Genomic DNA, 26,611 nt, shown 5'->3' with positions numbered 1-26,611 from the left:
AACAGCGCATAGTTACAACAGCGCACTTAAATGCGCTGTTTAAAGCGCTGTTTAAAGGGACGTTCCACTAGAGTTATCCTAATAATCTGGTAATACCTCAACCTTTGCTGTCCGAACAAACCTTCCTTCAGTTACAGTATCCTCTGATGTTATCGGCAACAATTCCTCACCTTTTTTTTCACTCCCAACCGCTAAATTTATATAAAAGATGCCAGGAGAAAAACCGAGATGAATCAGGATATCAATGTTGTCTTTTATGATTTCACCATTTCTCCATCTGCTCGTTGGATATATACCATAAGCAGGTTTATGGGTAAATGGATCAGAGAACTTTTTCCCTATTATCCTGTTGTCTTCACCTGTTATAAGGACAATAAATTTGTAGTCTTTATCCATCTTTTGAAGAGATCTCCAGAAGAGCGAGAGTTTGATGGTTTCTCCAATATGAGCGGATGACCTATCCATATTATAGCCTATTAACATGATCTTATCATTGTATACGGCATTAACTGTCTTTTCTATTGCAGGATTCTTTGCGATTGTCTCCGGGGCTTCTCTCTGAATCCTGTACACGTTCCCTTCCGGTATTCTTACATATTCCTCGCCAATATATCCCTCCGGGTTATTGATATAAAAAGGAAATCTGGGGAGATAGTTCTTTAACAGCGAATCCATTATCATGGAACGGACCTCTATAGTGTTATTAAAGATTCTTCCTTTTAACTCTTTTGAGACATTTCCAAATTTAGGCTCTTTCAGAGTTTTCTCAAGGGAGGTTTTTACAAAAGGGTTAATCAGCATTGAATCAATATCAAGTCTCCTGTTTTCAATGACGTTGAAGTACCACAAGAAGAATAGAGAGTTTTTGCTGTTTGTGCAGAGAAAAACAGAATTAGGTTCGAATGTCTCTACCCTTCTCTTGCCGAATTCATAAAAATAACGGTCTAAACTGGAATCGCTCACTTTATAGTTTTCGTAAAACGGGAACCTGATGACCAGAATAATAATCAGGGATAAAGATGAGAATTTAGTAACAGTGGAGAAATTTACCCTGGAGATTGCCCATTTTGCAATACCTGCCAGCCCTACACTTAAAAACACTGAGAATACAATATAAAAGGGCAAAAAAAGCTGGGAAGGGAAAGATTCATTTCTCGATGCCCCTAAATCATAATTTGCAAAGAAGAGAATATTAGCCAATGCCACTGATAAGAGCATCAGAAAGGTCATAATCTTTTTCTTGAGAAGCAAATAGATACCTACCAAGCCTATACCTGCCAGAGGAAGGGTAAATTGATGCCCTATAGATTTAAGAGAGTATAAAAGGTTATACGCTTTTTCCCTGAGAGGTATGGAAAATAAAGACAGCTCTCCCGTATAAATTTTGCCCGTAACTGTTTTGAAAAAATCCCACCAATTGGCTGAATCACCGATATTAATAAAAGGGAGAGACATAGACCTTATTGGAAGGTAAAAGAGTACAGAAATGCCTAAGAGGAAAAAGAATAAGGCTAAAAACGAATTCTCTATCTTTATTTCTTTTTTACCATTCATGTATATTGTCTTAACAACAACAAAACCAATAAATAATCCCACATATATTAGATTTACAGTATGAAAAGCTAAAAGAAGCCCTATTAGAAGAGATGTCAGATATAAAAATCTCTGTCTTTTCTGCGTTGGAAAGGAGAGAGTCATATTTGTTGTCGGTTTTTCTTTAGAGGAAACATATAGAATCAAGGAAAAAAGGGTAGCAGCCAATAAGAAGCAATTTGTCGAATACGCCTCTGTGTTTATGGCATAGGACCAAAATGAAGAAGAAAAAGCAAAGAGGAGGGCAACTATCGAAGCGGAGGACTTGTAAATCGTTTCTCTTATATGTCCCCATTTCGTATTTTGTTTTCCCAATCCTTTTTCAGGGAAAACAGCTTCGAGGACTCTTTTACTTGATAAATAGATAATGACAACAGTAAAGGAAGCAAAAAGCGCCGACATTAGATTCATTCGCCATGCTAAGTTTCCGACAGGAATAAGAGAAAACAATCTTCCCATGAGCAGATAAAAGGAATATCCTGGTGGATGGGCAACCCCTAAGCCGAAAGATGCTGCAACGAACTCCGGGCTGTCAGGAAGAAGAATCCCGGGTGATGCCGTATTAAGATAAAAGAGAAATGTGAGGATAAAGATAAGGAATGGCATTGGTATGGTTTAAAAATTAAGCGGACAGCCCCCTCCAATAAAAAGGATTGCTGCCCGCTTAATTAAAGAAAAAATGGTATTAGTTTGTAAATGAAGCAGGGTCTAAATCGGTCAATGTACCACCATGGGTCATAGTCCATTTGTCACCAGAAATGGATCCAGTTTTTCCTTCTGCTACTGCCTCAAAGGTAGTTGCATTTGCTGTTGAAACATAGTAGGAATACTTGGCCGTTCCCTTAGTAGAGAAACCCAGTGCATCCAAACTCGTAGCATAGGTATCGTGGTCAGCCGCATAAGCTTCCTGTAATGTCCTGATGGCACCCAGGTTTGTCTTTGCCTCTGACTGCGCGGCTTTCTTCTGGTAGCTCAGAAAGTTAGGAATTGCTATGGCTGCCAGAATTCCTATAATAGCCACAACAATCATCAATTCAATTAGGGTAAAACCTTTTTCGCTCTTCATAGACTTTCTAAATTTGGTTAACATTCACACCTCCTTTGTAAATAGTTCTATAATCCAATCAAGATACCTTTAAATAACACCTCCTTTCCTGGATTGTTTTCATTATTGACAAATGATTGTATTTGTCTTTTAACTGTTAATTAGAACAGAGACGCAAATATTATGCCTAATAACCCCTTAAAGTATGCGGATAATGCAGGCACAAACAAGTAGGAGCGGAAATAACCCCGTCCCGTACCTGACAAAGGCACATATGCACGAAGCAGAGGACAGCATGATTTTTTGCCTTTGTTACCCTGTGCCTTTGCTACTATTAACCCTATATAGTGACAATTTTTGGCAGCTCAGTTCAATATTTTGTAATGATTATTTGAAAATAATATCTAATTTGAAAAGGAAGATGTATCTAAATCTGTCAGATTTCCGTCTTGATCTATGGTCAATCTGTCCCCGCTCACAGCTCCGGTAGTGCCCAACGCCTGAACAACATAATTTGTTGTAGTGGTAGTGCTAACAGCATAAGTATATCTAGTTTATTCCCTTAACAACAAAACCCATAGCGGATAGTGTTGTGCAATAAGTCCTATGCTCAGCTAAATAGGCTTCCTCTACTACTCTAATGCCCGAGAGGTTAACTTTTATTTCTGATTGCATGCATTTTTTCTGGTAGTTAATATAGTTAGGTATGGCTATGGCTGCCAGAATACCTATAATGGCAACAACGATCATCAATTCAATCAGGGTAAAACCCTTTTCAGAGTTGGTGTATTTTTTAGGAGTGATTATCAGTTCAACATCCTTCCCTGGATTAACCACAATATTATAATGATCCTAGTAAAGTTTTGGTCTAGGATCCCGCAAGTATCATACCAAACAATCAAATAATCCTTTAGTCCATATGTAAAGTCGTTCTATTGTGTACAGTTGAATACTGTCCTTCCTTCAGCCCTATCTTCCCCGATTCATATCTATGAATGCAAATAGAAGTTGAATTTTCTGTAAATTTGAAGTACATATTAATAAAGGTTTTCGTTTGGTTTAAAACTAACCTTTTTTCTTTGACAAAGATAACAAGATAATATAGCCTATTGAATTTACGATGAAAATGGATCAACGAAGAATACGAAATTTTTCTATTATTGCCCATATAGACCATGGTAAATCTACCCTTGCAGATAGATTCCTCGAGATTACGGGTATTCTTGGTTCAAAGGAAATAACCCCTCAATTCCTGGACAAAATGGATATAGAAAGGGAGAGGGGGATTACTATTAAGGCACAAACAGTCAGGCTACCTTACATCGCCGATAATGAGGAAACATATATCTTGAATCTAATCGATACCCCAGGACATGTAGATTTCAGTTATGAAGTCTATCATAGTCTGGCTGCCTGTGAGGGTGCGGTGTTAGTGATAGATGCCTCTCAAGGAGTGGAGGCTCAAACTTTAGCCAATGTCTATATGGCGTATGATTCTAACCTGACGGTTTTGCCTGTTATAAATAAGATAGATCTTCCCAGCGCCAATCCCGACAAGGTAAAAGGAGAGATCGAAGAAATTATTGGCATAGAATCTGGTGAGGCTATCCTGATAAGCGCCAAAGAGGGCACTGGTGTAAGAGAAGTACTGGAGGCTATTATTGAAAAAATTCCTCTTCCGGGAGGTAATATAGATGCTCCTTTGAAGGCGTTGATCTTCGATTCCTGGTTTGATCTTTACCAGGGCGCTATAGTATTAATCAGAGTGTTTGATGGCAAAATAAAAAAAGGGATGAAGATACAGATGATGTCTTCAAAGAAGATATTTGAGGTTGCAAGGGTTGGTATATTTTCACCAGATATGATAGAGGTTTCAGAACTCTCAACCGGTGAAGTGGGTTTTGTCATAGCAGGGATTAAAGAAGTCAAAGACACCAGAATAGGCGATACTATAACAGATGCAGAAAGCCCTACTGATGTTCCTTTCCCGGGCTTCAAAGTTATGAAGCCGATGGTCTTTTGTGGTTTGTATCCGACTGCATCGGCTCAATTTGATGTGCTCAGGAATGCCCTTGAGAAACTCCAACTGAACGATTCCTCTTTTTCATATGAACCGGAGACGTCTCTGGCATTAGGATTCGGTTTCCGCTGTGGATTTTTAGGTCTTTTGCATATGGAGATTATTCAGGAACGTCTTGAGAGAGAGTATGGATTAAACCTTATAACCACTGCACCTAATGTGATTTACCATGTTACCACTATAAGCGGGCAGGTATTGGATGTAGAGAATCCATCCAAATTCCCTCCGCTTCAAGAGCTTGTTTCTATTAGAGAACCGTATGTGCTAGCTACCATCTATCTTCCTAATAGTTATATAGGAGCTTTGCTGAAGCTGTGTGAAGAGAAACGTGGTATCCAGAGACAGATCAAGTATCTTAGCATGGACAGGGTTGTTTTAACCTATGAGCTGCCTTTAAACGAGATAATATTTGACTTTTATGACAGGTTGAAATCGGTAAGCCGTGGATATGCTTCATTTGATTATGAGTACCTTGATTTTCGCGAGTCCGATATGGTTAAACTGGATATACTCATTAACGGAGATGTGATAGATGCTCTTTCATTGATTACCCATAAGGATAATGCCTACTTCAGGGCAAAAGGACTGGTTGCCAGAATGAAAGAGTTAATACCCCGGCAAATGTTTGAAGTGGTTATTCAAGGTGCCATAGGCAGTAAAGTTATAGCAAGAGAAACTATCAGACCTTTGAGAAAGAACGTTACGGCAAAATGCTATGGAGGAGACATTACAAGAAAAAGAAAGCTGTTAGAGAAACAAAAAGAGGGGAAAAAGAGGATGAAACAGATTGGAAAGGTTGAAATCCCTCAGGAGGCATTCCTAGCAATATTGAAGTAAAGGATTCAAGGGGTCAAGGGATCAAGGATTCAAGTGAAATGTTAAAAAACTACAAGGAACTTATTAAATCCTTAGAAAACAAACACTCGAACCCTCGAATCCTGGGATCCTCGAACCCTTTTTAGGGAAAGGGTAGTTGATGAAGCAAAAAACGATAATCAGAGAATGGGTTGAGGCAATTGTAATTGCCGTTATTTTGGCACTTACCATAAGAACCTTTGTAGTTCAGGCATTTAAGATTCCTTCCGGCTCCATGGAGACAACATTACTGGTTGGCGATCATCTCCTGGTTAATAAATTTATTTATGGGATAAAAATCCCTTTTACCAGTACCAGGATTCTCACCTTTAATAAGCCCCAGAGGGGTGATATAATAGTTTTTATTTACCCTGAGGATAGGAAAAAGGACTTTATAAAGAGGGTTGTTGGTGTAGAAGGTGACAGGGTTGAAATAATAAACAAAAAGGTCTATATTAATGGTTCCCAATTTAATAACCCATTTGCAATGAATAGTGATGATATTATTATATCCAAAGGTATCCAGCCGCGGGACAATTATGGTCCAGTGGTTGTTCCCAGAGACTCTCTTTTTGTAATGGGGGATAATAGAGACCATAGTTACGATAGCCGTTATTGGGGGTTTGTAAAATTGGAAGATGTGAAGGGTAAAGCCTTTATTATATATTGGTCATGGGATAGACTGGAGAGCAGTCTTAGGTGGGGAAGGATTGGCAATTTAATTCATTAGCAATGATCAGGAGGATTCGAGGGGTCAAGGAGTCAAGGATTCGAGCGCCACAAAGTGATAAGGAGAAAACAAACACTTGAATCCTAGAATCCTGGAACCCTTTTCACAATTTATAAAGAGGTAAGCCGTGAATTATACAGAAAAGAAAGAAGTAATAGACAAGGCTGAAATGGAACGGGCACTGCTCCGTATATCCCATGAGATCATGGAGAGAAACAAGGGGGTTAATAACCTGGTCCTTATTGGAATTCGGACCAGGGGTATCTATATAGCCAGGCGAATCGCTACGTATATCCATCAGATTGAGAATGTGGATATACCTGTGGGGGTATTGGATATAACCCTTTACCGGGATGATCTCGGCTCTAATTCCAATCAGCCAATAATCCACAAGACGGACATACCGTTTTCAATAACTGGTAAGAGGGTAGTACTCGTAGATGATGTCTTAAATACAGGGAGGAGTATCAGGGCAGCATTGGATGGGCTTATGAGCATTGGACGGGCAGAGGTTATCCAGTTGGCGGTCCTGGTGGATAGGGGACATAGAGAGCTTCCCATCCAGGCAGATTATATTGGCAAGAATCTTGTCACATCCAAAGATGAGCTGGTGAGGGTTATGCTTGAGGAAGAAGAGGCTGTAGATAGGGTGGTCATTCAAGGTAAGGGCAACTAGGATGGAAGAAAAGGTGACAAATAAGGGATATGATCTGATTATCAGAAATGCCAGGTTGAAAGACCATGGACCATCCGTGGACATCGGTATAAAAGACGGTAAAATTCATAATATTGGAAATATAAAAGATACAGTGTCCCAGGACAGGGAGGTCAATGCAGAACATAACCTTGTAATTCCAGGTTTTGTAAACTCCCATACCCATCTGGATAAAGCGGATCTTCTTTCTAAAATGAAACCTTCTCAGTTCGGTGGTACCTTAGAGGAAAATAGAAGACTGATACGTGAGTTTAAGGAAAACTATACGATTGCGGAGGTGAAAGAGAGGGCGGGCAGGGTAATAAGAGAGATGGCAAAAGGGGGTATTACTGCTATAAGGACACAGGTTGATGTTGACCCTACGGCAAAGCTCTTGCCCTTGAAGGCTATATGTGAATTAAGAAAAGAGTATGCCCGTATAGTAGATATTGAAATATGTGCCTTTCCTCAAGAAGGGGTTTTTAAACCTGGGATGAGAGAGTTACTGGAACAGGCATTAAATGATGGAGCTGATCTGTTGGGTGGGCTTCCTTTGGTGGAAAAGACGGAAAAAGAACAGAAGGAGCATATTGATATTCTCTTTCAAATTGCAAAGAAGTATGATGTGGAACTGGAGGTCCAAATAGACGAGTCCAACAACCCTGAAGATTTTATGCTGCCATATTTAGTGAAAAAGACGATTGAGGAAGGCTATAAGGGAAGGGTCTCGGCTACACATTGTATCTCTCTCTCCAAGGTTGAGAACAGAATAGCAAATGGAGTAATAAAAGGGGCTAAAGAAGCAGAAATTAATATTATACTAACGCCCAGTTGTAATCTGATAACCAGTTTCCCAGAGATTGGAGGCTCACGACCGTATAACAGTATAACAAGGGTAAGGGATTTAGTTGAGAACGGTGTAAATGTAGCAATGGGTACTGATAATATAAGGGATATTTTTTACCCGTTGGGTAATGGAAGTATGATAAGAGAGATGCATGTCTTGGCGACTACCACCAGAATGAGCAGGGTTGAGGATGTAGAGCATATATTTGATATGGCATCTTCGAATGGTGCCAAGATATTAAATCTGGATTATGGAGTTGACGTAGGGAGACAGGCTGACCTGCTTATTACCAATTCCGCTACGAAGAGAGGGGTAATAAGCAGCCAGGAAATTATACCTTATGTGGTAAAGAACGGAAGAGTGGTAAGTGTATCCATGGTTTTGAGCAATTAAGGGAGTTTGTATGCGTGATGATGAAATAGACAAGATCATACAAAAATCATATGACCTTCACTTTCACATAGGGCCTGATATTCTCCCCCGTAAATACAATGTCCGGGACTTAATTCAGCAGGAGCAGGGGAAAATAGCGGGTATTGCTTTAAAGTCCCATAGTTTTCCAACAATCACCGGTATAATTGCCTCTGGGGAGGGGAAAAGTGCCCTGAAGTTATTTGGCTCTGTTACTATGAACTATTTTATGGGAGGGTTTAACCCCAGTGCAATATATGCTTCATCTACCATGTCTAAGAATTTTCCGATTATAGTATGGTTTCCAACTATACATGCGGAAAATCACCTGAGGCATAACTACAGTAATTATGAAATTCCTCCTGAATGGGTTAAAGATCCAGAGTTTAAACCCCGGATTAAGACAGAGCTTAAAGCTGTAAGGGTAACAGACTGGAACAATTCCCTGTTTGATAAGTGCGTAAGAGTCTTAAAGATGATCAGGAAGATGGGTTGTATCATGGCTACAGGACATCTATCCTGGGAGGAAACAGAGGTTCTGGCAACAGAGGCACTGAAGGAGGATATTAAGGTAATAATCACTCACCCGAACCAAAAGGATATTGCAATGCCTTTAAGGATTCAAAAGGATCTGGCAAAGAAGGGAGCATATATAGAGCACTGTTATGTAATGTATCTTGACAGAGACAATAAGGATGACTATCCATTGGATGAGATGGCAGATAAGATCAATGAGGTGGGTGCTGACCAATGTATCCTGACCTCTGATGCAGGACAAATGGGAAATCCAGGCCCCAGTCAATCATTGAAGGAGTTTGTTAAATTGCTTTTAAAAGAGGGGATAACGAAGTCACAATTTGAGAAGATGTTGATAAAAAACCCAGAAACAATACTTGGGATAAGAGGAGGTTAAAAAAGGTGGGCATAAAAGACATACTAAAGAAGATAGAGGATACTGAGATTCCAGAAGTACACAAGGTTGCTGTTGCCTTTTCCGGAGGACTGGATTCCGCTTTAGGTATAGAACTCCTTAGAAGGAAATATAAGGCAAAGGAGATAGTTCCAATTACTGTGGATGTAGGTCAGGGAGAAGAAGAGGTTGAAGAAAGCAAGACCAAGGCGTCCCAGCTGGGCATCAAACTCATCTGGTTAGAAGCAAAGGAAGAGTTTACCGAAAAGTGGGTGGCAATGGCAATCCAGGCGAATTCAAACTACCTTGGATACCCGGTGTCTACCTCTATGACACGCCAGTTAATAGCAAAAAAGGTAGCGGAAGTAGCAGTTGCCAATAACTGTGATGCTATTATGGAGGGCTCCAGTGGTAAGGGGAATGACCAGTATAGGATGCACAATGTCTTTAAGATGTTTGCCCCAAATCTGGAGATACTGGTTCCTGTTAGGGATTTTGATCTTACCAGACTGGAAGAGATGGAGTTATGCAGGGAGTGGGGCATTCCTGTAACAGAGCAAATAACCGGTGGAGACGACAAAACCATGTGGTGTAGATCCATCGCCAGTGGAGCAATCGATTTAAACCAAGAACTGCCGTCAGACATATGGATGTGGTATAAGCCTCCTGAGCTGGCACCGGATAAGGCTGACATTGTAGAATTGAAGTTTAAGGGGGGGATTCCTGCTGCTTTGAATGGGAAAGATATGCCCCTTGGAGATATAGTGCCGGAGTTAAATAAGATTGGTGGAAGGAATGCTATTGGCAAAATCGACATGTTTGAAGACGGGATTATGGATCTAAAGAGCAGAGAGCTGTATGAAGCCCCTGCTGCTACTGTAATACTAAAACTTCATAGAGACCTTGAACAGTTTTGTCTGACTAAGGACGAGGTCCAGTTTAAGAGTGGAGTTGACCAGAAATGGGCATACCTGATCTACCACGGCATGGCATACCATCCGCTGAAAGAGGATCTGGATGCTTTTATTAAACAGTCTCAAAAGGTGGTAAATGGCAGGTACAAGATAAAACTTTACAGGGGGAATATAGATATCTTAGAAAGAGAAAGCGATACAGGGTTGTTCTATCCGGAGATCAGATCGATCAAGACCGGGGGATTTGATCAGAGGATGTGTGCTGATGCTGCTCACATCCGTGGCTTACCCTTTGAGATACTGGCAAAGAGGAATAAGAAATTATAGTGAACGGTTAAAAAAAGTTGTCATTGCGAGCCCCGACTTTAGGTCGGGGCGAAGCAATCTTAAAAAACACTGGATAGAAAAGAGATTGCTTCGCTTCGCTCGAAATGACCAGCATCAGAATGTCACTTTATTTATGCCGTTTATTATAAGAGAGCTTTGAAAAACACACTCCCCACGTCATTCCGGCGGAAGCCGGGATCCAGAGCTGCTTGAAATAACTGGATTCAGTATCAAGTGCGGGATGACGAAAGAGAGTTGTAATGCGGTTGTACAAAGCTCTCTATAAGTAAATAGAGAGGTAGAGAAAATTGACTAAACTATGGGAAAAGGGTTACTCATTAAACGATGAGATGGAGAAATTTACAGTTGGAGATGACTTTTTGCTGGACCAGAAACTGGTAAGGATGGATGTAATTGGAAGTATAGCTCATGCGAGGATGCTTACCAAGATAGGGATATTGAAAGAAGGTGAGTTTGCCAAACTCAAAGGCGCATTATTGGAAATACTGAGGCTCTACAGTGAGGATAAATTTCATGTCGAAGTGGGAGACGAGGATGTTCATACAAAGGTTGAGAACTACCTGACCGATAGACTTGGTGATCTTGGCAAAAAGATTCATACAGCCCGTTCAAGGAATGACCAGGTTATAGTCGATCTCAGGCTTTACAGCAAAGAAAAACTTCTGGAGATACTGAAGTCTCTCCTGGGATTCTGTGAAACTCTATTGGAATTCAGTAAAGAAAATGAGGGGGTTATAATGCCCGGGCGTACCCATACACAGCCAGCTATGCCGTCTTCAGTGGGATTATGGGCGTCTGCTTTATTGGAATCCCTTTTAGATGATTTCATACTGATAAGGACTGCTTACGATATAAACAATCAATGTCCTTTAGGGTCAGCGGCAAGCTATGGAGTGCCTTTAGATATTGACAGACAGTTGACCTCTGACCTTTTAGGTTTTGAAAAGGTTCAGAACAATGTTCTATATGCAAATAACAGCCGGGGAAAGATAGAGTCAGTTGTCTTGTTTGCTCTTTCCCAGGTTATGTTGGATTTCAGTAAACTGGCAACGGATCTGATTCTGTTCAGCACCAGAGAATTCGGTTATTTCAGTCTGCCGGAAGAGCTATGCTGTGGCAGCAGCATAATGCCTCAAAAGAGGAACCCGGCTGGTATGGAGCTGATAAGGGCAAAAACCTCTACCATGCTTTCGTATGTATTTCAGGTTACTACCACTATTAAAGCATTACCATCAGGGTATAACCGGGACCTCCAGGAAACCAAGTCTCCGTTGTTAAAGGGTATGGACCTGGTAGAATCCTCTATTAAGGTCTGTAATCTTGTTATCTCCCGTTTGAAGGTAAATAGGGAAGTCTTAGACCAGTCGTGTACCCCTGAAGTCTTTGCAACGGATAGAGCACTGGAGTTGGTGAAAGAAGGGAAGCCTTTCAGGGATGCCTATAGAGAGGTTGCCGCCAACTTAGATAAGCTGGAGATAACTGCCTCATACAAGGATATTCTTTCCAGAAAACACATTGGTGCTGCCGGAAATCTGAGGCTTAACATGTTAAAGGATCAGATAGACAGCAGGATAGAATGGGTTGAAAAGGAAAAGAGAGGTTTTGAAGCAAAGCTCGAAGAGTTAAAGAGTTGAAGGGTTAAAGAGTTAAGGGGTTAAAGTAGGGGCAAATCTGTGTGTTTGCCCTAAAGGTTTGAGGGCTTGAAAGGTTAATAATCCCATGGAAACAAGAGAAATCAACTGGAAGCAGGTAGAGGACGAAGCTGTAAAAATTCTGGGCAGATACATCCAGATAGATACGACCAATCCACCTGGCAACGAAATAAAGGGGGCGCTGTTTTTAAAAGAAATCCTGGAAAGAGAAGGGTTTGAGTGTGTAGTTTTAGAGTCTGAAAAAGGAAGGGGAAATATCGTTACCAGGTATAAAGGTAATGGAACCCTTTCACCCCTTCTACTGTTACACCATATAGACGTAGTGCCAGCCGAAACCGATAAGTGGCTTCACCCTCCATTTTCAGGGAAAGTGCTGGATGGAGAAATATGGGGGAGAGGGGCATTTGACTGTAAATCTCTTGGGGTAATCGAGCTGATGGTGCTGTTGTTACTTAAGAGATCTGGCTTCAAATCCAAAAGAGACATAATACTCGCTGGAACCAGTGATGAAGAGGCAGGCGGCAAATACGGTGCTGAATGGATGCTGGAGAACCATTTCGATTTAATGAAAACAGGCTTTGTTATAAACGAAGGGGGACTTGCCGGGTTTTCTGTTAATAATAAGAACCTTTATTTGTGTCAGACAGCAGAAAAGGGTGTCTGTTGGATTAGGCTGACTTTTAAAGGAACCCCTGGCCACGCATCTATGCCCAGTGAAAAGAACTGCATATCGGCTATGGGCAAGGTTATTGAAAGGATAAGCAAGTACAAATCCCGACTCCAGAAATCCCCTATAACAGTCAGACTGGTTGAGGGACTTGCCAAAGAACAGAACTTTATGAAAGAAGAGGTATTCAGGGAGTTGCTAGATGAGACCCTGTCTTCTGATGTTCTAGATAAAATTCCTGATAAGGGATTGAAAACCATACTTAATACAATGCTTCGCAACACCTTTGTTCCCACGGTTGTACAGGGTGGTAAAAAGACCAATGTCATTCCAAGCGAATGCTACTGTGAAATAGACTGCAGAATGCTTCCCGGTGAGAATCCGGAGAGCATTATCGGGGAATTAAAAGCAGCTTTGGGGAATCTTACGGACTTTGATTTAGAGATCCTCGGTTCATCCATACCCACAGAGTCAAAAATCCCCTCCGAACTCTATTCTACTATCGAAAGATGTACCAAAAGACACGATCCTGATGCCAGACTGATCCCATTTATATCATCTGGGGCAACCGATTCGAGGTTCTTCAGGGAAAAGGGGATTACGGCTTACGGATTTGCACCTTTGAAAATAGAAGAATCCCTCTCATCTCACCTCGAAAAGATGCACGGTCATAATGAAAGGATATCTGTAGAAAGTCTTATGTATGGGATAAAGGTATTATATGATGTCGTATTTGATTTTTGCAGATGATTTTTAGATTTGCACTTTCTAACTCCTCAACTTTTAACCCTTAACCCTCTAACTTTTAGGGGATGTAGCTCAGTGGGAGAGCACTGCCTTCGCAAGGCAGGGGTCGGGGGTTCAAATCCCCCCATCTCCACCATTTAACATATCCGACACATACAATAACCTACTACTACAAACACGCACAAGCGGCTTTTCTTATTTTTCCCTGTTGCACTGTTGCATTTTGTCTTTCAATATAATAAACTGTGGGTCATAAGTGTTGGGTGCAATTGGAAAAAAGAGGGACGACCTTAAATAATTAAATATCTACACTTCTCAATAAAGTTATTTACGAATATAAGGTTATCCCCAAATACCACAGCTGGATGTTTACCAAATAGAACAAGGAAATGAAATGCGAATGGCAAAAAGAATAATATTGCCGTTGGTATTGCTTCTCTGCACAACCGCATTGGGAGCAGACAAGAAGGAGATCACGGTCAAGCTGATTGTTCCCGATTCAGCGTGGACTATTGCAATCGACGAAGTCCATAAGGTAGGAAATGAGCTCTGGGTTATTTCCACCGTTTCGCGAGACCCGAAGATGATTGGCATGCAGGTGATCTCGGCAGTAGAGACTTCGTTGCAACTGGCAGCCCCGGATTTGCCTATTAAACACTTCGTAATTGGCAAAACATGGGGCTGGAAAAACAAGGAACCATACACCTTCATCAAGAATCTGAAAGAGATCGAGAAGGGGCTGAAATCCGGTAAACTTCTCCACAGAAAAGCGAAGAAGGATTAAGGAACTCTGGCCAACAAGAGAATGCAGGCGATATCGTAATAGTGCTGCCCCTCTTTCCAAGGAAACTTCATCCCCCTCTTTTTCAAGAAACAAATCCTTCCCGGCACCTTTGAGTATTACCTGAATCAAATTGACAACCTGAAAAAGTCTAAGCTGATCGGAAAACTAATTAATGCCAAAGCAGGCCATTAAAATTGCTGAGGAAAGAAAAAAAGACTATTTTCGGAGGAAACAATAATGAGCGATCTTCAAAAATATATAAAAAACAGGAAGTCTCGTGATCCAAAGTTTGCCTTGGGCTATGATACAGGTTACGAGCAGTTTAAAATTGGTGCACTATTAAAAAAGGCACGTGAAGATGCTGGTTTTACCCAAGAAGACCTTGCGTCAAAATTGAATACTAAAAAATCAGCCATCTCTAGAATTGAATATCATGCAGAGGATATCAAACTCTCTACTTTGAAAAAATTTGCAAATGCACTTGGTAAAGAGCTCCGTCTGGAAGTCGGGTGACTTATTTGAAGTACCCTGCAAAAATACTAATCCTTATCCCTTCTGCCTTATCCACAAATATATTATTTAGGCTATCAAGCCTGATTGTTGAATTCCATCAATAGCGATCCTTTGTAAATAGGTACCTAAATGTCAATAAAGATTTCGCGCACGATTTACGTACATATTGACAAAAGTCATAGGCTTTGTTAAATTGAACAAATAAATATAGAAAGTTTAGTATAAAAGCAGCTAGGGGAGAGCGAAATCCTGGTACAATAACCTGTTTATAATGAAAGGGGGTAGAAATGGAAAAGAAATTCTGGAATGAAGAAATGGAGACAATGCCTCTGGATAAACTGAAGAGTCTACAGGGAAAGAGGCTTCAGTCTGTTGTAGCCCACGCCTATGAGCATAGTAGAGTATATAAACGGAAATTTGATGAGGCTGGGGTTAAACCATCGGACATAACTACTCTGGGAGACATAGTGAAGCTTCCCTTGACAGATGATGTGGAGGACATACGCAATGCTCCTTTTGGGGATAAGCTCTCTGTTCCTTTGAGTGAAGTCAAGATGTACCACTCCACATCAGGGACAACCACAGGAATTCCCGAACCCATCCCATACAGTACAAGAGATGTAAAGGCATTTTTTGAGGGTGAAGCCCGTGGCAGGTGGACAATGGGAGCAAGGCCAGATGATGTGGTTCAGGTTCTTACGGGTTTTGACTGTTGCCACCGGGGATATGTGGAGATGGGGGCTACCTGTCTCTTGCTCAGTGCCGGAAGGGGATTTATAGACAAACAGATCAGCCTTACCCAGACTGCTGGTGTTAGCATTATTGAACACATGCCCAGTTTGATGCTCAATTACTTTGAAAGGGCAAAGGAGTTGGGCTTCGATGTGAGGAAGAGCAAACTCAGACTTGTAAGCGGTGTTGGAGAGGCATGGGCTGAGGCATATAAGAAAAAAGTCGAAACCAAGTATGGGATACCTTTCACAACCCTGTGGGGTTCAGTAGAACTGGGTGTAGCTGCTGCTCAATGTGAGAAGAGATGTGGAATGCATATATTTTCAGACCTGATTTATCTCGAAATCCTGGATCCGGAAACGGGGACCCCCCTTCCTGATGGAGAGGAAGGTGAGATCGTAGTTACTGCCCTTCTTATGAACGAAGCATTCCCATTGATAAGGTATAAGGTTGGTGATGTATCCCAGATATATCCATACGAGCCGTGTGCCTGTGGGAGGACCCATCCGAGGATGGCTCCGGTAAAAGGAAGAATTTCGCAGATAGTAAAGGTAACTGGAAAGAAGGTTATGCCCCTGGATATAGAGGAGGTGATGGCAAGTACCGAAGGCTTGGCAGAGAACTATCAGATAGTAATTGATATGCCAGGAGAATTAAAAAAATTGAAGGTAAAACTTGAATATCAACCGGGTATTGAGAACTTAAATAACTTGAGAAATCGCGTCGAAGAGGTCATTCATCAAAATTTAGGTGTGGAGAGTGAAATAGAGCTGTTAGAAAGAGGTTCTATCGTATCCGGTACCTATAAGGCACAGCGTATTATTAAGACATATTAGAACCATAGGCAAAGGCGTCGTGGATGATACCCTGAAAAAGGAATCATTCTAACCTAAATCTTCCTACTATGAGCCATTAGTTCTCATCGTAGGTTCTTATTACCCTTGTTGCCTTAAACTTTTCGCGTCCTAAAATTCCCATTGGAACAAGTTCCACATCACTTTCTACAATTAGGTTTTTCTTAAAGGCATCCTCAACCCGTTTCTTCAATGGCTTTAGGTCTTTAACATCAGGTTTATATTCCATCTTTACCTTTAATACCTGTAACTCTCCGGGTTTATCCACGATTATCTGGTAGTCGGTTGCCAATTCAGGGATAATAGCTATTATCTCTTCAACGTCTATAGGAAGGATGTTTTTACCTCTGACCTTTGTGATATGAGCCGCTCTGCCTCTCACCATGGATATCTTGGGGTGAGTCCTGCCGCAGGAACATGGTTCATAAGGGAGTATTTTAGTGACATCACCTGTGCGGTATCTTATTATAGGGGTAGCATCTGGCCATAAAAGGGTTATTATCAGTTCCCCTTCCTGACCAGGGGTTAAGACCTCTCCTGTTTCCGGGTCAATGATCTCTGTTATGACCAGGTCTAAAAAGGTGTGTAGACCCTCCCCCGATTCACACTGGGCACCAATAAGACCTGCATCTACTGAACCATAAAGAGTTCTGAGGATGACATTATAGTCGTCTTCTACTCTCCTCTTGTATGCTTCTGCCCATCCTTCTCCCAGTGCCGAAATGAGCCTAATACTTCCATTCTTGATATCGTACCCCATCTCTGTTGCCCTTTCGAAATACTTTAGTACCAGACTTGGCAAATATTCAAGTACTGAGACACCAACCATCTGACCGAGTTTTATCTGGTTATCTAACACTCCTCTCCCAGCACTAAGTGCCATGACCATTGCACCAAGGTGTTGATAACCCCCTTGACAGCATGGGAAGCCAGTCAGAACATGGACCACGTCAGAAGGTCTTGCCCCTAATGTCCATCTTGCCCTTGCTTCTGCATCCATGAGATTCTTCCAGTCTTTACTGCTCCACAGAATAGCCATAGGGACCCCTGTGGTGCCTGAGCTTGATTCCAGGTATTTTACCTCTTCGAAAGGTACAGCCAGCCTATCCGGTATCGGTGCCTTGCGAAAGTCCTCTGAAGAATGGATCAAGGGCAACTTTTTCAGATCATCTAATGTATTGATTTCCGAAGGTTTTATCCCAGCACCATCGAATTTTTGCCTGTAAAACTTGGTTTTTTCATATGCACGGCTCACTGTCTCCTGGAGAAGCTTTTCCTGCAATTTCCTCAAGTCTTCTAAAGGCATAGTCTCTAATTCTTCGTTCCAGTATTTCCTTTCTTTTACCATGGTATAACCTCCTTCCTCTTTAGAGGAGAACCTTGTTTTTCGTCAGACCCTTTATGTCACCAATTTCTATAGCCGCCTGACATCCTAAGGTTCCACTCTGGTTTCAGATAGCGTTCTTTTAGATACCGCTCCTTTAATTGATGTTCTTGAGGGCTAAGTTCCCCCTTTCTCAATTCTATTTCCAATCCCTTTTGAAAGCCCTCTACGAATATTCCCTGGAGCTTAAAGAAATCTATGTCTTTACCTACATGGTCGCTCACCGAAGTTATATTTCTGGCCAGATAATCTACCACCACCTCTCTCTTTAATCCCTTAAACACCATTATCCGGGAAAGTTTTTGGGCATCAAATCCAATTAAAATAGAACCATGCTGTAGAAAAGCACCATTAACCCGTCGTTGAGAACTCCCGCAAATCTTTCTTCCGCATACGGATATCTCGTATCGTGAAGGGGATGAAAAACAGCTTGGGTTGGATTTCTTTTCATATAAACCGACTTTCCCTCCTTTTGGTGTAATTAATTGGGCATCGATATCCAGCCTCTTAAACCCCTCGATTAAACAGGAACTTATTTTTTTATAAGTTCCCATGATATTTCGTGGAAAAAGCGAGTTGCCTGACGAGCAGACAAAAGAGTAGGTCAGCTCCTCATCGTGAAGAACCGCTTTTCCGCCAGTAAGACGACGAACAATATCTGTCCCCAATCTTTCACATACCTGTAAGTTAATGTTGCCTTCAACCTGTTGAGAATATCCGAGAGATACTGCATGAGGTTTCCAACCGTAGAATCTGATAGTAGGCGGGGATTTACCTTGACTGCAGGACTTTAATATAGCCTCATCTATAGCCATATTTTCAAACGCATTCAGAAAACCAGTGGTCAATAGACGCCACTTTGAGGGTTTGTCTTTCTCCATTATCCTTCTCCTGTTGTTGAAGGATCCTTTCCAGGAGCCTACCAGCATGGTAAGAGCTTCGAACAAATGGACCCGAAGCCACCCCCAGGAAACCCATCTCTTTGCCTATTGATTCAAGCTTTTTGAACTCATCGGGATAGAGAAATCTTTCTTCCGGAAAATGACGATCAGAAGGGCTGATATACTGCCCCATAGTCAGGACATCACATCCAACATTCCTGAGGTCTTTCATGGAGCAGAGAATCTCTTCCCTTGTTTCTCCCAAGCCCAGCATTAAACCCGATTTTGTTACAATGTCACTGTCAAGGTTTTTTGCAAACCCCAGGACATTTAAAGAACGGCAGTAATCTGCACCAGGCCGGGTCATGGAATAAAGGCGAGAAACCGTTTCCATGTTGTGGTTAAAGACAGTGGGGCTTGATTTGACCACCTCTCGTACAGCATCATGGCTGCCTTTAAAATCAGGGACCAGCACTTCAACTTTGGAATCTGGCAAAACTTCTCGTATAGCCGTAACGGTCTTTGAAAAGTGTTCAGCACCTCCATCCGGCAGGTCGTCTCTGGTTACAGAGGTAACAACCACATAGGTTAATCCCAGAACCTTTGCTGCCTGTGCTACCCTTAATGGTTCATCTAACTCAAGAGGGTTTGGAGTTCCTCCATGTATGGCACAAAATCGGCAGTCCCTGGTACAGATAGTACCCATAATCATAAAAGTGGCTGCCCCCCCCCCGAAACACTCACCAATATTCGGGCATTTGGCACTCTGACAGACTGTGTTCAGTCTCAAATCCGAGAGTATATTTTTAACCTTGAATAAACCTTTCCCCCGGGAAATATCCTTCTTGAGCCACGAAGGGAATCTGCTAACTCTCATGGTTGTTCCTTGTATAGATATAACAAAGGGGTTCTCTACCTTTTTATGTTACTCTTCTGTGTCTCACCTACGCCGATAAATGGCACAGCTCCACCACCGGTAACCTGTGGGAGTATCCCATTCCATTTATCTATAGCCTTGAGATTGGCCTCTACCTTTCTAAGCTCTATAAGATCTGATGAAATATTCGCTCTCTGCAGCCTAAGGGACTCTGCCTCTGCCTTGGCTGCCGTAACCTTTTGCTCTGCCTCTATCTTTATCCTTTCCAGGTCCCTTTTTGCCTTCAGTGCAAGCTGTTCTGCTGTCTGCTTTGACTCGATGGCTTCCATAAATATCTTGGAGAAGCTAAAACCGACGATAGAGAATGCATCAACTGCTATGTTGTGCGTCATGAGCCTTTCAGTAAGGGTTGTTCTCATTGCCTCGCTTACTGCTGGCCTCTTTGTGATAAGCTCTTCTGCTGTATACCTGGCTGTCACAGCCTTTACTACCTCCTGCACTGCGGGGTCTATGATTCGCTCTTTAAAGTGTATGCCGATAGACTGATAGACAATATTTGACTTATCTGGAATTATATGATAATTAAGCGCAACCTCTGAACTCACTTCCTGAAGGTCAGACGATGAAGCAGCGGCATTTGTCAAAGATTTCTGAACCTTGACATCCATCGGGACAATCTCCTGCATTATGGGTATCCTGAAATGCAGCCCTTCTCCAAGCACATTCTTCTTAACAGCGCCAAAATTAAGGACAACTCCCCTTTCACCTGCCCCAATCTGAACCCATGGCCTTAAAAGCAATAAAAACAAGAAAATCGCTCCAATAATCAATGCCAGCCTCATAGGTCCTTTCTTCATTGCAGACTCCATTGCCTCCTTAGCCCTGTAAACATCCCTTTCATTCATTGTACTACCTCCTCTTTATGTTACTTCCTGCCACCATACATTGCAAATATTCCATATTTATAGAAACAGTCTATATCTTTGAATCCTGCACCTTTCAAGGCATTCAGTTGGTCGGTTAATGTGTCAAGCTTACTATGATGCTCCTTTTCTGTATGATTACTGATAATACCTTCATACCTGCTTTCTAGTTTCAATGCAGTCTGTCTCCTGATTATCCATTCCTTCCATAATTCCAGATACCATTTCTCAAGGGTTTCTGCTGGTGAGAGGACAACATCTGTGTTTACAAAATAGCCCCCCCCTCTTAAGCAGGAATAAATGTAATTAAAGATTGATTTCTTCTCATTCATTGTCAGATGGTGAATGGCAAGGGAGGAAACTACCATGCTGAAATCTGCAAGTGAAATATCTTTGGATAACAATAGCTCCTGAAAACTTGCTTTAATGAAGTGGATATTCTTAAAGCCAGCCAGTCTTTCTCTGGCTTTGTTCAGCATATTCTCTGAACCGTCAATCAATGTAGCTGATATAGAACTATCAATTTTTAAAAGCTCATGTATCAGAATACCATCTCCACATCCCATGTCCAAAACTCTGCTTTGTTGATCGTTCCCGAGGAAATACCTGTAGAAAGATTTCAATACTTCCAGCAATCTTCTCCTCTCTAAGATCCGGATATCTGCCGTTTCCAGGTACTCATGGGCAAATGCCTTTTCTGCCCATCGGGTCTTGTCAAATTCTGTCATGATTATGACCTGTCTTCACAGCCCTCGCTGCCTTCTATGCCTTCATGGGACTTAAATGTCCAACTTATTCCCACATTACGTAATATACCTTATTGCCTATCTTTTTTGCCTTGGCTAATCCAAGCCTTCTGAGTACGATAAAATTTTTCTTAAGGTCTAACTCCCCTAAACCGAACTCTTCCGCGATTTCCTCTGGCAACACATTGCCTTTTTCTTTAATAAATTCATAAATCTTTTTCTGTATATCAGAAAGCTCTTCCATCGGCGATCTTTTAAACGTTTCCATAAAATTTTCTGTTACCATCTGTGCTATTGGATCGCAAGGATTTTTAGGTAGTGTAGCGTTTATATAACAGTCTTCACAGACCCTTTCCCATCGTATCTTGTACCTGTATTCACTATCCAACTCAGCCCCACAGTTACTGCATTTCATTATACCCGCCCCCTGGCTTTAAGGTTATCGCAGCTTACCTCTTGCAAGAGATGCAAATATACCTCCAAAACAAAGGGTAGCAAAAATGATGAAAACCACCTTTAAACCTTTCAAAAAAAGCAGATAGTATTCAGATGTAATTTGAACCCTTCCGATGTACAAGGCAAATATAAGCATTGCAATTCCCATACTGAGCATCTGTCCAATGAGTCTCATTGTTCCAACCATTCCAGAAGCTACTCCATAGGATCTCTTTTCAACAGAGCTCATAATTGCATTAGTATTGGGGGATGAGAAAAGAGCAAAGCCAAAACCAACAAGGATTAGACTGGTTACAATGAATGCTAAAGGCGTTTCCCCATCCAGGAAGGTAAACAGGAAAAGCCCTGAAGAGGTCAACATCATCCCAATTGAAGCAACTATTCTTGGCTCAATCCTGTCTGAGAGCCTGCCTGCAAGAGGGGAGAATATAGCCATTACAACAGGTTGGGATACCAGTACAAAGCCTGCGTTTTGAGGACTGAACCCTTTTATATATTGCAAATAAAGGCTTAAAAGGAAACTTATGGCAAATGTGGCACTATAATGGATCAAGGCTGCCATGTTGGAGAAAGCGAAGACTGTATTATTTAGGAAGAGTTTTATATCTAAGATAGGGTTTTTCACCTTCATCTCCCACTTGACGAATGAAAATATCCCTAATGCACCCATCAGAATCAGCCATACACCCGATATCGTTGGCAGGAGAGAAAAACCGTACATTATCGTTACAAGGGTAAGACCATAGAATATAGAGCCGGTAAAATCGAACTTCTCCCCCTGTGCTTCAGCCCACTCTCCTTTCAATTTCCAGAATATAAAGCCGATTACTATCGCACCTAGGGGAACAGTCATAATGAAAATGCTTCTCCAACCAAAATGCTGTGTTAAAAATCCACCTAAAAATGGGCCAAGAGACAGCCCTGAATAAACCGCAGCAACATTTATCCCCAAAGCTTTGCCTCTTTCTCCAATAGGAAATACTGAAGTTAATATAGCTACACCGGTCCCGAATATCATCGCACTCCCTATTCCCTGTAAAACCCGAAAGGCTATAAGTGCAATAGCAGATGTTGAGATGGCAGAGAGAAGAGATGAAACAGTAAAAAATACTATGCCGTATGTAAAAATCTTTTTCCTTCCATGTATATCTGCTATCCTTCCGGAAGGGACAAGGAACATTGCGGCGGCTAAAAGATATGCGGTGGCAACCCAATTTAACAAAACCGCATCCATAGCAAATTCTTTCCCAATTGAGGGAAGGGCAATATTAACAGAAGATCCCATAAAGGGCGTAAGGAAAGATGCCAGGGTAGCAACGAGTAAAGCAGCCCTTTTATTTACAGTACTGTCCATATTCATTTTCCTTAATGGCAAGTAATATTCGATATCTTTGTATAACCTGCCAAGAGCTTTGGGGAAGTCCCCTGAGAGCCAATTCATAGATTTTTTGGGAGACCCTTCTTAGCGAGCGGAATGTAGAAAATTCACATGTTTGACCCGCAAGAGGCGGGGAGTTTGTGAATTTTCAATGGAGTGAGCTTAGATGGGTCAAAAAATGTATGCTGAAACGAAAGGGGTACTTCTTCAAAGCTCTCATTCCTGCTAATTTACCAATACTTCATCCTTAAAACTGGGAAATTTTCTTTGAAGCTAACATAAGCTAGCAGAAAGGTGCCTTCTGGTCAAGAAAATAAGTCTTATATCAACGGAGGCTAGAGGTACTGTTAACTGAGCAAAAACCTGAAAGTTATTGACTCTTTAGCCTTTTTATAATAACTTACCTTTGAACTGTCAAACCTAAATTCAAAATTTTGACCTATTCTTAAATTTAAAGGAGGAAAGGATGTTTAGTAAAGAGATACTTATTGGTACCAAAATTTCTTGCGGGGTCAACCGAACAGTTGACATAGGAGATCTTTCTCTATTGAACAGCTTCTTGTGGCTTATTCAACCAATTCATGTAGATGCGGAGTATGCCAAGCAATCATTTTCAGGAGAACGTAATTTAGCTGCTCCAGCCATATTGGCTGTTGCCGATGGCCTCGTCCACGTCCGTGGGGGACTTAATGAACTCCTGGAAAAGCACGGGAAAGAGATTATAGCTTATGTGGGCATAGACGGTGTTCGGTTCACCCTACCCGTGCTTTCTGGTGATACGCTCAGGGCAGATGTGGAAGTAATAGAGGTGCGACCAACAAAAAACCCGGTGCGAAGCGTATTATCATACAAAAATAAAACCTATAACCAGCGTAATGGACTGGTTGTAGAATATACAAGCAGGATTCTCATCGGAGAGGTAAATAAACAATAAAAAGTGGGCAAGTCTGCTTTTGCCTTTTATTGATGGTTCTGATAATTAGGGGGAAAGTAGTTGTACTTTTCATTATAGGGTTTTTATGAAGAACTATATATGGTGGATAAGGTATATCTAAAAAACCCATTCACGATTTACGATTCACTTTAGAAAAGACCGGGGAGCGAAGAATCAGCATGGTTATGGTTACACAGAGGGCAAAACCGGCCATGACTCCGAAACTCATATTGTAAGAACCTGTCCAATCTCTAATTAACCCCACAAAGTAAGGACCCAGCACCATACCAATACTTAAACAGGTGGATATAACACCAAAGCCAAAGCCGAGATTTTGGGGTTTCATAAGATCCGATGGCAGAGAAAACACCGGGGCAGGGACTAATGCCACTGAAACCCCGATTAGTGCCATCAAGAATATGAGTAGAGTAGTAGCATAGGGAATGAAGAACATAAGAACTGCTAAAGCAAGTCCCCCCATGGCTATCAGAGTTTCTTTAAAGCCGATTTTATCTATAAGGTAGCCAACCACAGGGCTGAAAATGAGGGAGCCCCACATGATGAAACTGGCAAGAAACCCGGCAAACTCTATGCTAAAACCCTTATCCGCTATAAAGAAGTCTGGTCCAAAGGTAGTAAAAGATATTGTTGATGCATTAAACCACATCCATGCAATCCCTACAAGCCATATTGAAATACCTGCTTCTTTAAAGTTGCCTAGCCCTATCCTTTTCTCACTGAAAGGCTTGCCTGTGATGGGGGGAGCTGGTTTATAGAAGAGAAGGAAGACTATCAGAGCTACAAAGGTGAGAATGCCGCTAACTGAAACGGACGCCTGCCAACCCAAATTCTTCCCTAACCATCCCAGAGTGGTAAATGATATTATTGTACCCAGTGGCATGGCGGTATTATATATTCCCATGGCTACGCCCAACTCTTTCCCATTAAACCATTGAGCGAGAAATTGAGGCAGACCTATTGCAAGAATTAAAGCGCCAACTCCTGAGACTGTCCTCCCCAGGGCCAGAAGGAAGAAGGTTTTGCCAAAAATTACTGTGAGGGTGCCAATAATCATCAAAATAAAACAGGAAGCGGCTATCTTCCTTGTTCCATAGAGATCAAATAGTATTCCCCCTGGTATGGACAGGAATATTCCCGGTAGAGCAAAGAAACCCATAAGAAGTCCTGCCTGGGTGTGAGAGATGTGCAATTCCTGGATAATAAGACTTAAAATAGGGGGTATAGCTTGAAATACAAAAGCGAAGGCGAGCATAGATGTGTAAGTTAAGACCAGAATATTCCATCGGTACCTTTCGTCCATAAAACCGCTTTCCTCTCTTTTCTGGGGGATTATTTAGCATAACTCTTTTCTCTAATTAATTCCATTACAACAGGGTTCTCTGGATCAGGACAGGCTATATGGGCTGTGTCTTTATCCTTCTCCCATGGCATACTGCCTCCCACCATTAATGCCATAATACAAGGGTAGGCACTATAGAAAGCGGATGGACACATCCCACCCGGTGTCGTACCGCTCACGTCAAATTCCTGTCCCACCTCATGTCCATAGGTACAGGTCCCCTTCTGGGATACAATCTTCAAGGTGATTTTTGGATATTCATACTCCTCTGCCATGACTCAATTCCTCCTTTTGTAAAGAAAAAACCTTCTATATTCGTCTAAGTCATTCTTGCTAACCTCTTTGCTATCTTTTATGCTCTTATATACCTCCTCTGGATCCTTAGTTATCCTTTCACATACCTCTCTGACGGCATACATATAGGATAATACTTTTCTTTCTATAACAATACTTACCAGAGGTTTAAAAACCTTAATTATCAACTCGACAAACCTGTTATTTGCCTTCAGATAGATGTGGAAGATATTTTCAATGAATTCTCCATTATGGTCTTCTTGGTATTCCACAATTACTACTGCCTTCCCCATGAGTTTCTTAATGACCTTCCCGTTGTATTGTCCATTACAATAAAATACAATGGTTCTTGGATCCTTATGTATCAATCTGAAGTCCCCGATTATACTTCCTCCATCTTTAAAATGAAAAGACTGGTCTTTGTTCTTGGTGATGACGAGGTTACGAATATTCAATCCTCGTATGATGTTCGTTGCTAAAGGGAGTCTGTCCATGAGATATTTATATATTGATGGGTTGGTTTCAAACCTTACACCTCCTATTTTCTTGAATACAGTACAATCCTCAACGACCTTTATAATCTTATCTTTATCTCTGTCAGTGCCTGATAATACGGAAGGGGGGATTTGGAGTTTCCTTTCTGTTTCACTCAATGCCTCATCTGCTAAGTTATAAATTGTACTGACAAAGAGACAGATCAAGATTATTGATGATATAATTAATTTATTTCCCACCTTATCCAGCCACCTGTGCATAGCTCTCCTGAGCAAAAATGTTCGAAAACTGCATCTTCATTTTCTTCCTTTATTTTCTTCAGGATTTCATAAATGTTTCTGTATGGACAATCATGATAATAATCCATAAGCTTTCCATCTCTATATACCATTATATCGATACTCTTATCAAAGTTTATGTACTGTTCTATATAGATTTTTTTAGTCAAAGGTATTCTCCAGTGATAAAATGCACATAAAAAGCATTGCCTTTGTTTTTGGAGGGGTA

At 41.4% G+C, this 26,611-nt stretch carries 25 protein-coding genes, 1 tRNA gene and 1 pseudogene; 13 read left to right on the top strand and 14 right to left on the bottom strand.

What is annotated here, in order from left to right:
• Window positions 1–78: 78 nt before the first annotated feature.
• From AB1401_09765 to AB1401_09755, 3 genes and pseudogenes are all read right to left on the bottom strand, one after another.
• A complete protein-coding gene (locus AB1401_09765; GenBank protein MEW6615736.1) occupies window positions 79–2,199 on the bottom strand; it encodes a DUF2723 domain-containing protein in 2,121 nt (706 codons plus the stop codon).
• Window positions 2,200–2,278: 79 nt separating this feature from the next.
• On the bottom strand, window positions 2,279–2,683 hold the full coding sequence (locus AB1401_09760) for a prepilin-type N-terminal cleavage/methylation domain-containing protein (protein ID MEW6615735.1): 405 nt from the start codon (window positions 2,681–2,683) through the stop codon (window positions 2,279–2,281).
• A gap of 642 nt (window positions 2,684–3,325) precedes the next feature.
• Window positions 3,326–3,388, bottom strand: a pseudogene (locus tag AB1401_09755) (dolichyl-phosphate-mannose--protein mannosyltransferase).
• Between the two features lie 370 nt (window positions 3,389–3,758).
• Between AB1401_09755 and lepA the strand changes: the two are divergent.
• The 12 genes from lepA to AB1401_09695 all read left to right on the top strand — a co-directional run bounded on the left by lepA (window position 3,759) and on the right by AB1401_09695 (window position 16,358).
• A complete protein-coding gene (gene lepA, locus AB1401_09750; protein ID MEW6615734.1) occupies window positions 3,759–5,555 on the top strand; it encodes a translation elongation factor 4 in 1,797 nt (598 codons plus the stop codon).
• 139 nt (window positions 5,556–5,694) lie between these two features.
• On the top strand, window positions 5,695–6,303 hold the full coding sequence (lepB, locus tag AB1401_09745) for a signal peptidase I (protein MEW6615733.1): 609 nt from the start codon (window positions 5,695–5,697) through the stop codon (window positions 6,301–6,303).
• A 127-nt stretch (window positions 6,304–6,430) separates the two neighbouring features.
• Window positions 6,431–6,979 (top strand): bifunctional pyr operon transcriptional regulator/uracil phosphoribosyltransferase PyrR, encoded by a 549-nt coding sequence (gene pyrR, locus AB1401_09740; protein MEW6615732.1) that lies wholly within the window; start codon window positions 6,431–6,433, stop codon window positions 6,977–6,979.
• Window position 6,980: 1 nt separating this feature from the next.
• Window positions 6,981–8,237 carry an amidohydrolase family protein gene (locus AB1401_09735; protein ID MEW6615731.1) on the top strand — a complete coding sequence of 419 codons (1,257 nt, stop codon included), beginning with the start codon at window positions 6,981–6,983 and terminating at the stop codon, window positions 8,235–8,237.
• A gap of 10 nt (window positions 8,238–8,247) precedes the next feature.
• Window positions 8,248–9,168, top strand: a complete 921-nt coding sequence (locus AB1401_09730; GenBank protein ID MEW6615730.1) for a DUF6282 family protein — start codon at window positions 8,248–8,250, stop codon at window positions 9,166–9,168.
• Between the two features lie 5 nt (window positions 9,169–9,173).
• On the top strand, window positions 9,174–10,406 hold the full coding sequence (locus tag AB1401_09725; protein MEW6615729.1) for an argininosuccinate synthase: 1,233 nt from the start codon (window positions 9,174–9,176) through the stop codon (window positions 10,404–10,406).
• A gap of 308 nt (window positions 10,407–10,714) precedes the next feature.
• The gene (gene argH, locus AB1401_09720) at window positions 10,715–12,061 is read left to right on the top strand and encodes an argininosuccinate lyase (GenBank protein MEW6615728.1); all 1,347 of its coding nucleotides are present in this window, start codon (window positions 10,715–10,717) and stop codon (window positions 12,059–12,061) included.
• A gap of 85 nt (window positions 12,062–12,146) precedes the next feature.
• Window positions 12,147–13,496 carry a M20/M25/M40 family metallo-hydrolase gene (locus AB1401_09715; GenBank protein ID MEW6615727.1) on the top strand — a complete coding sequence of 450 codons (1,350 nt, stop codon included), beginning with the start codon at window positions 12,147–12,149 and terminating at the stop codon, window positions 13,494–13,496.
• 58 nt (window positions 13,497–13,554) lie between these two features.
• Window positions 13,555–13,629, top strand: a tRNA-Ala gene (locus AB1401_09710).
• A 264-nt stretch (window positions 13,630–13,893) separates the two neighbouring features.
• The gene (locus tag AB1401_09705) at window positions 13,894–14,277 is read left to right on the top strand and encodes a hypothetical protein (protein ID MEW6615726.1); all 384 of its coding nucleotides are present in this window, start codon (window positions 13,894–13,896) and stop codon (window positions 14,275–14,277) included.
• A 237-nt stretch (window positions 14,278–14,514) separates the two neighbouring features.
• Window positions 14,515–14,790: a helix-turn-helix transcriptional regulator gene (locus tag AB1401_09700; protein ID MEW6615725.1), complete on the top strand. Its 276-nt coding sequence runs from the start codon at window positions 14,515–14,517 to the stop codon at window positions 14,788–14,790.
• Window positions 14,791–15,077: 287 nt separating this feature from the next.
• A complete protein-coding gene (locus tag AB1401_09695) occupies window positions 15,078–16,358 on the top strand; it encodes an AMP-binding protein (GenBank protein MEW6615724.1) in 1,281 nt (426 codons plus the stop codon).
• A 76-nt stretch (window positions 16,359–16,434) separates the two neighbouring features.
• Here the strand turns inward: AB1401_09695 and AB1401_09690 are convergent, their stop codons facing one another.
• The 7 genes from AB1401_09690 to AB1401_09660 all read right to left on the bottom strand — a co-directional run bounded on the left by AB1401_09690 (window position 16,435) and on the right by AB1401_09660 (window position 22,997).
• Entirely contained in the window at window positions 16,435–17,724 is a 1,290-nt protein-coding gene (locus AB1401_09690) for an AMP-binding protein (GenBank protein ID MEW6615723.1), read from the bottom strand.
• A gap of 56 nt (window positions 17,725–17,780) precedes the next feature.
• Entirely contained in the window at window positions 17,781–18,641 is an 861-nt protein-coding gene (locus tag AB1401_09685) for a lipoate--protein ligase family protein (protein ID MEW6615722.1), read from the bottom strand.
• Window positions 18,580–19,518, bottom strand: a complete 939-nt coding sequence (lipA, locus tag AB1401_09680; protein MEW6615721.1) for a lipoyl synthase — start codon at window positions 19,516–19,518, stop codon at window positions 18,580–18,582. The genes AB1401_09685 and lipA overlap by 62 nt, the downstream gene beginning before the upstream one ends.
• 35 nt (window positions 19,519–19,553) lie before the next feature.
• Window positions 19,554–20,423 (bottom strand): prohibitin family protein, encoded by an 870-nt coding sequence (locus AB1401_09675; GenBank protein MEW6615720.1) that lies wholly within the window; start codon window positions 20,421–20,423, stop codon window positions 19,554–19,556.
• A 20-nt stretch (window positions 20,424–20,443) separates the two neighbouring features.
• Window positions 20,444–21,169, bottom strand: coding sequence for a class I SAM-dependent methyltransferase (locus AB1401_09670; GenBank protein ID MEW6615719.1), 726 nt, complete (start codon window positions 21,167–21,169; stop codon window positions 20,444–20,446).
• A gap of 64 nt (window positions 21,170–21,233) precedes the next feature.
• Window positions 21,234–21,602: a hypothetical protein gene (locus tag AB1401_09665; GenBank protein MEW6615718.1), complete on the bottom strand. Its 369-nt coding sequence runs from the start codon at window positions 21,600–21,602 to the stop codon at window positions 21,234–21,236.
• Between the two features lie 24 nt (window positions 21,603–21,626).
• Entirely contained in the window at window positions 21,627–22,997 is a 1,371-nt protein-coding gene (locus AB1401_09660) for an MFS transporter (GenBank protein ID MEW6615717.1), read from the bottom strand.
• 490 nt (window positions 22,998–23,487) lie between these two features.
• On the opposite strand from AB1401_09660, the gene AB1401_09655 reads away from it, so the two are divergent.
• Window positions 23,488–23,955 carry a MaoC/PaaZ C-terminal domain-containing protein gene (locus tag AB1401_09655; GenBank protein ID MEW6615716.1) on the top strand — a complete coding sequence of 156 codons (468 nt, stop codon included), beginning with the start codon at window positions 23,488–23,490 and terminating at the stop codon, window positions 23,953–23,955.
• 130 nt (window positions 23,956–24,085) lie between these two features.
• On the opposite strand, the gene AB1401_09650 is transcribed toward AB1401_09655, so the two are convergent.
• From AB1401_09650 to AB1401_09635, 4 genes are read right to left on the bottom strand one after another with little or no spacing between them, the layout of a single operon-like run.
• Window positions 24,086–25,276 (bottom strand): MFS transporter, encoded by a 1,191-nt coding sequence (locus AB1401_09650; protein MEW6615715.1) that lies wholly within the window; start codon window positions 25,274–25,276, stop codon window positions 24,086–24,088.
• A 29-nt stretch (window positions 25,277–25,305) separates the two neighbouring features.
• The gene (locus AB1401_09645; protein ID MEW6615714.1) at window positions 25,306–25,590 is read right to left on the bottom strand and encodes a TIGR04076 family protein; all 285 of its coding nucleotides are present in this window, start codon (window positions 25,588–25,590) and stop codon (window positions 25,306–25,308) included.
• A gap of 3 nt (window positions 25,591–25,593) precedes the next feature.
• Complete coding sequence (locus AB1401_09640; protein ID MEW6615713.1) at window positions 25,594–26,343, bottom strand: hypothetical protein; 750 nt, start codon at window positions 26,341–26,343, stop codon at window positions 25,594–25,596.
• Window positions 26,328–26,552 carry a hypothetical protein gene (locus tag AB1401_09635; GenBank protein MEW6615712.1) on the bottom strand — a complete coding sequence of 75 codons (225 nt, stop codon included), beginning with the start codon at window positions 26,550–26,552 and terminating at the stop codon, window positions 26,328–26,330. The genes AB1401_09640 and AB1401_09635 overlap by 16 nt, the downstream gene beginning before the upstream one ends.
• Window positions 26,553–26,611 lie beyond the last annotated feature (59 nt).

The sequence above is a fragment of the Thermodesulfobacteriota bacterium genome, from assembly GCA_040757775.1.
Taxonomy (GTDB): Bacteria; Desulfobacterota; UBA8473; order UBA8473; family UBA8473; genus UBA8473.
Note: the sequence above shows the minus strand (reverse complement) of the source record. Positions and strands in the feature narration are given on the sequence as shown.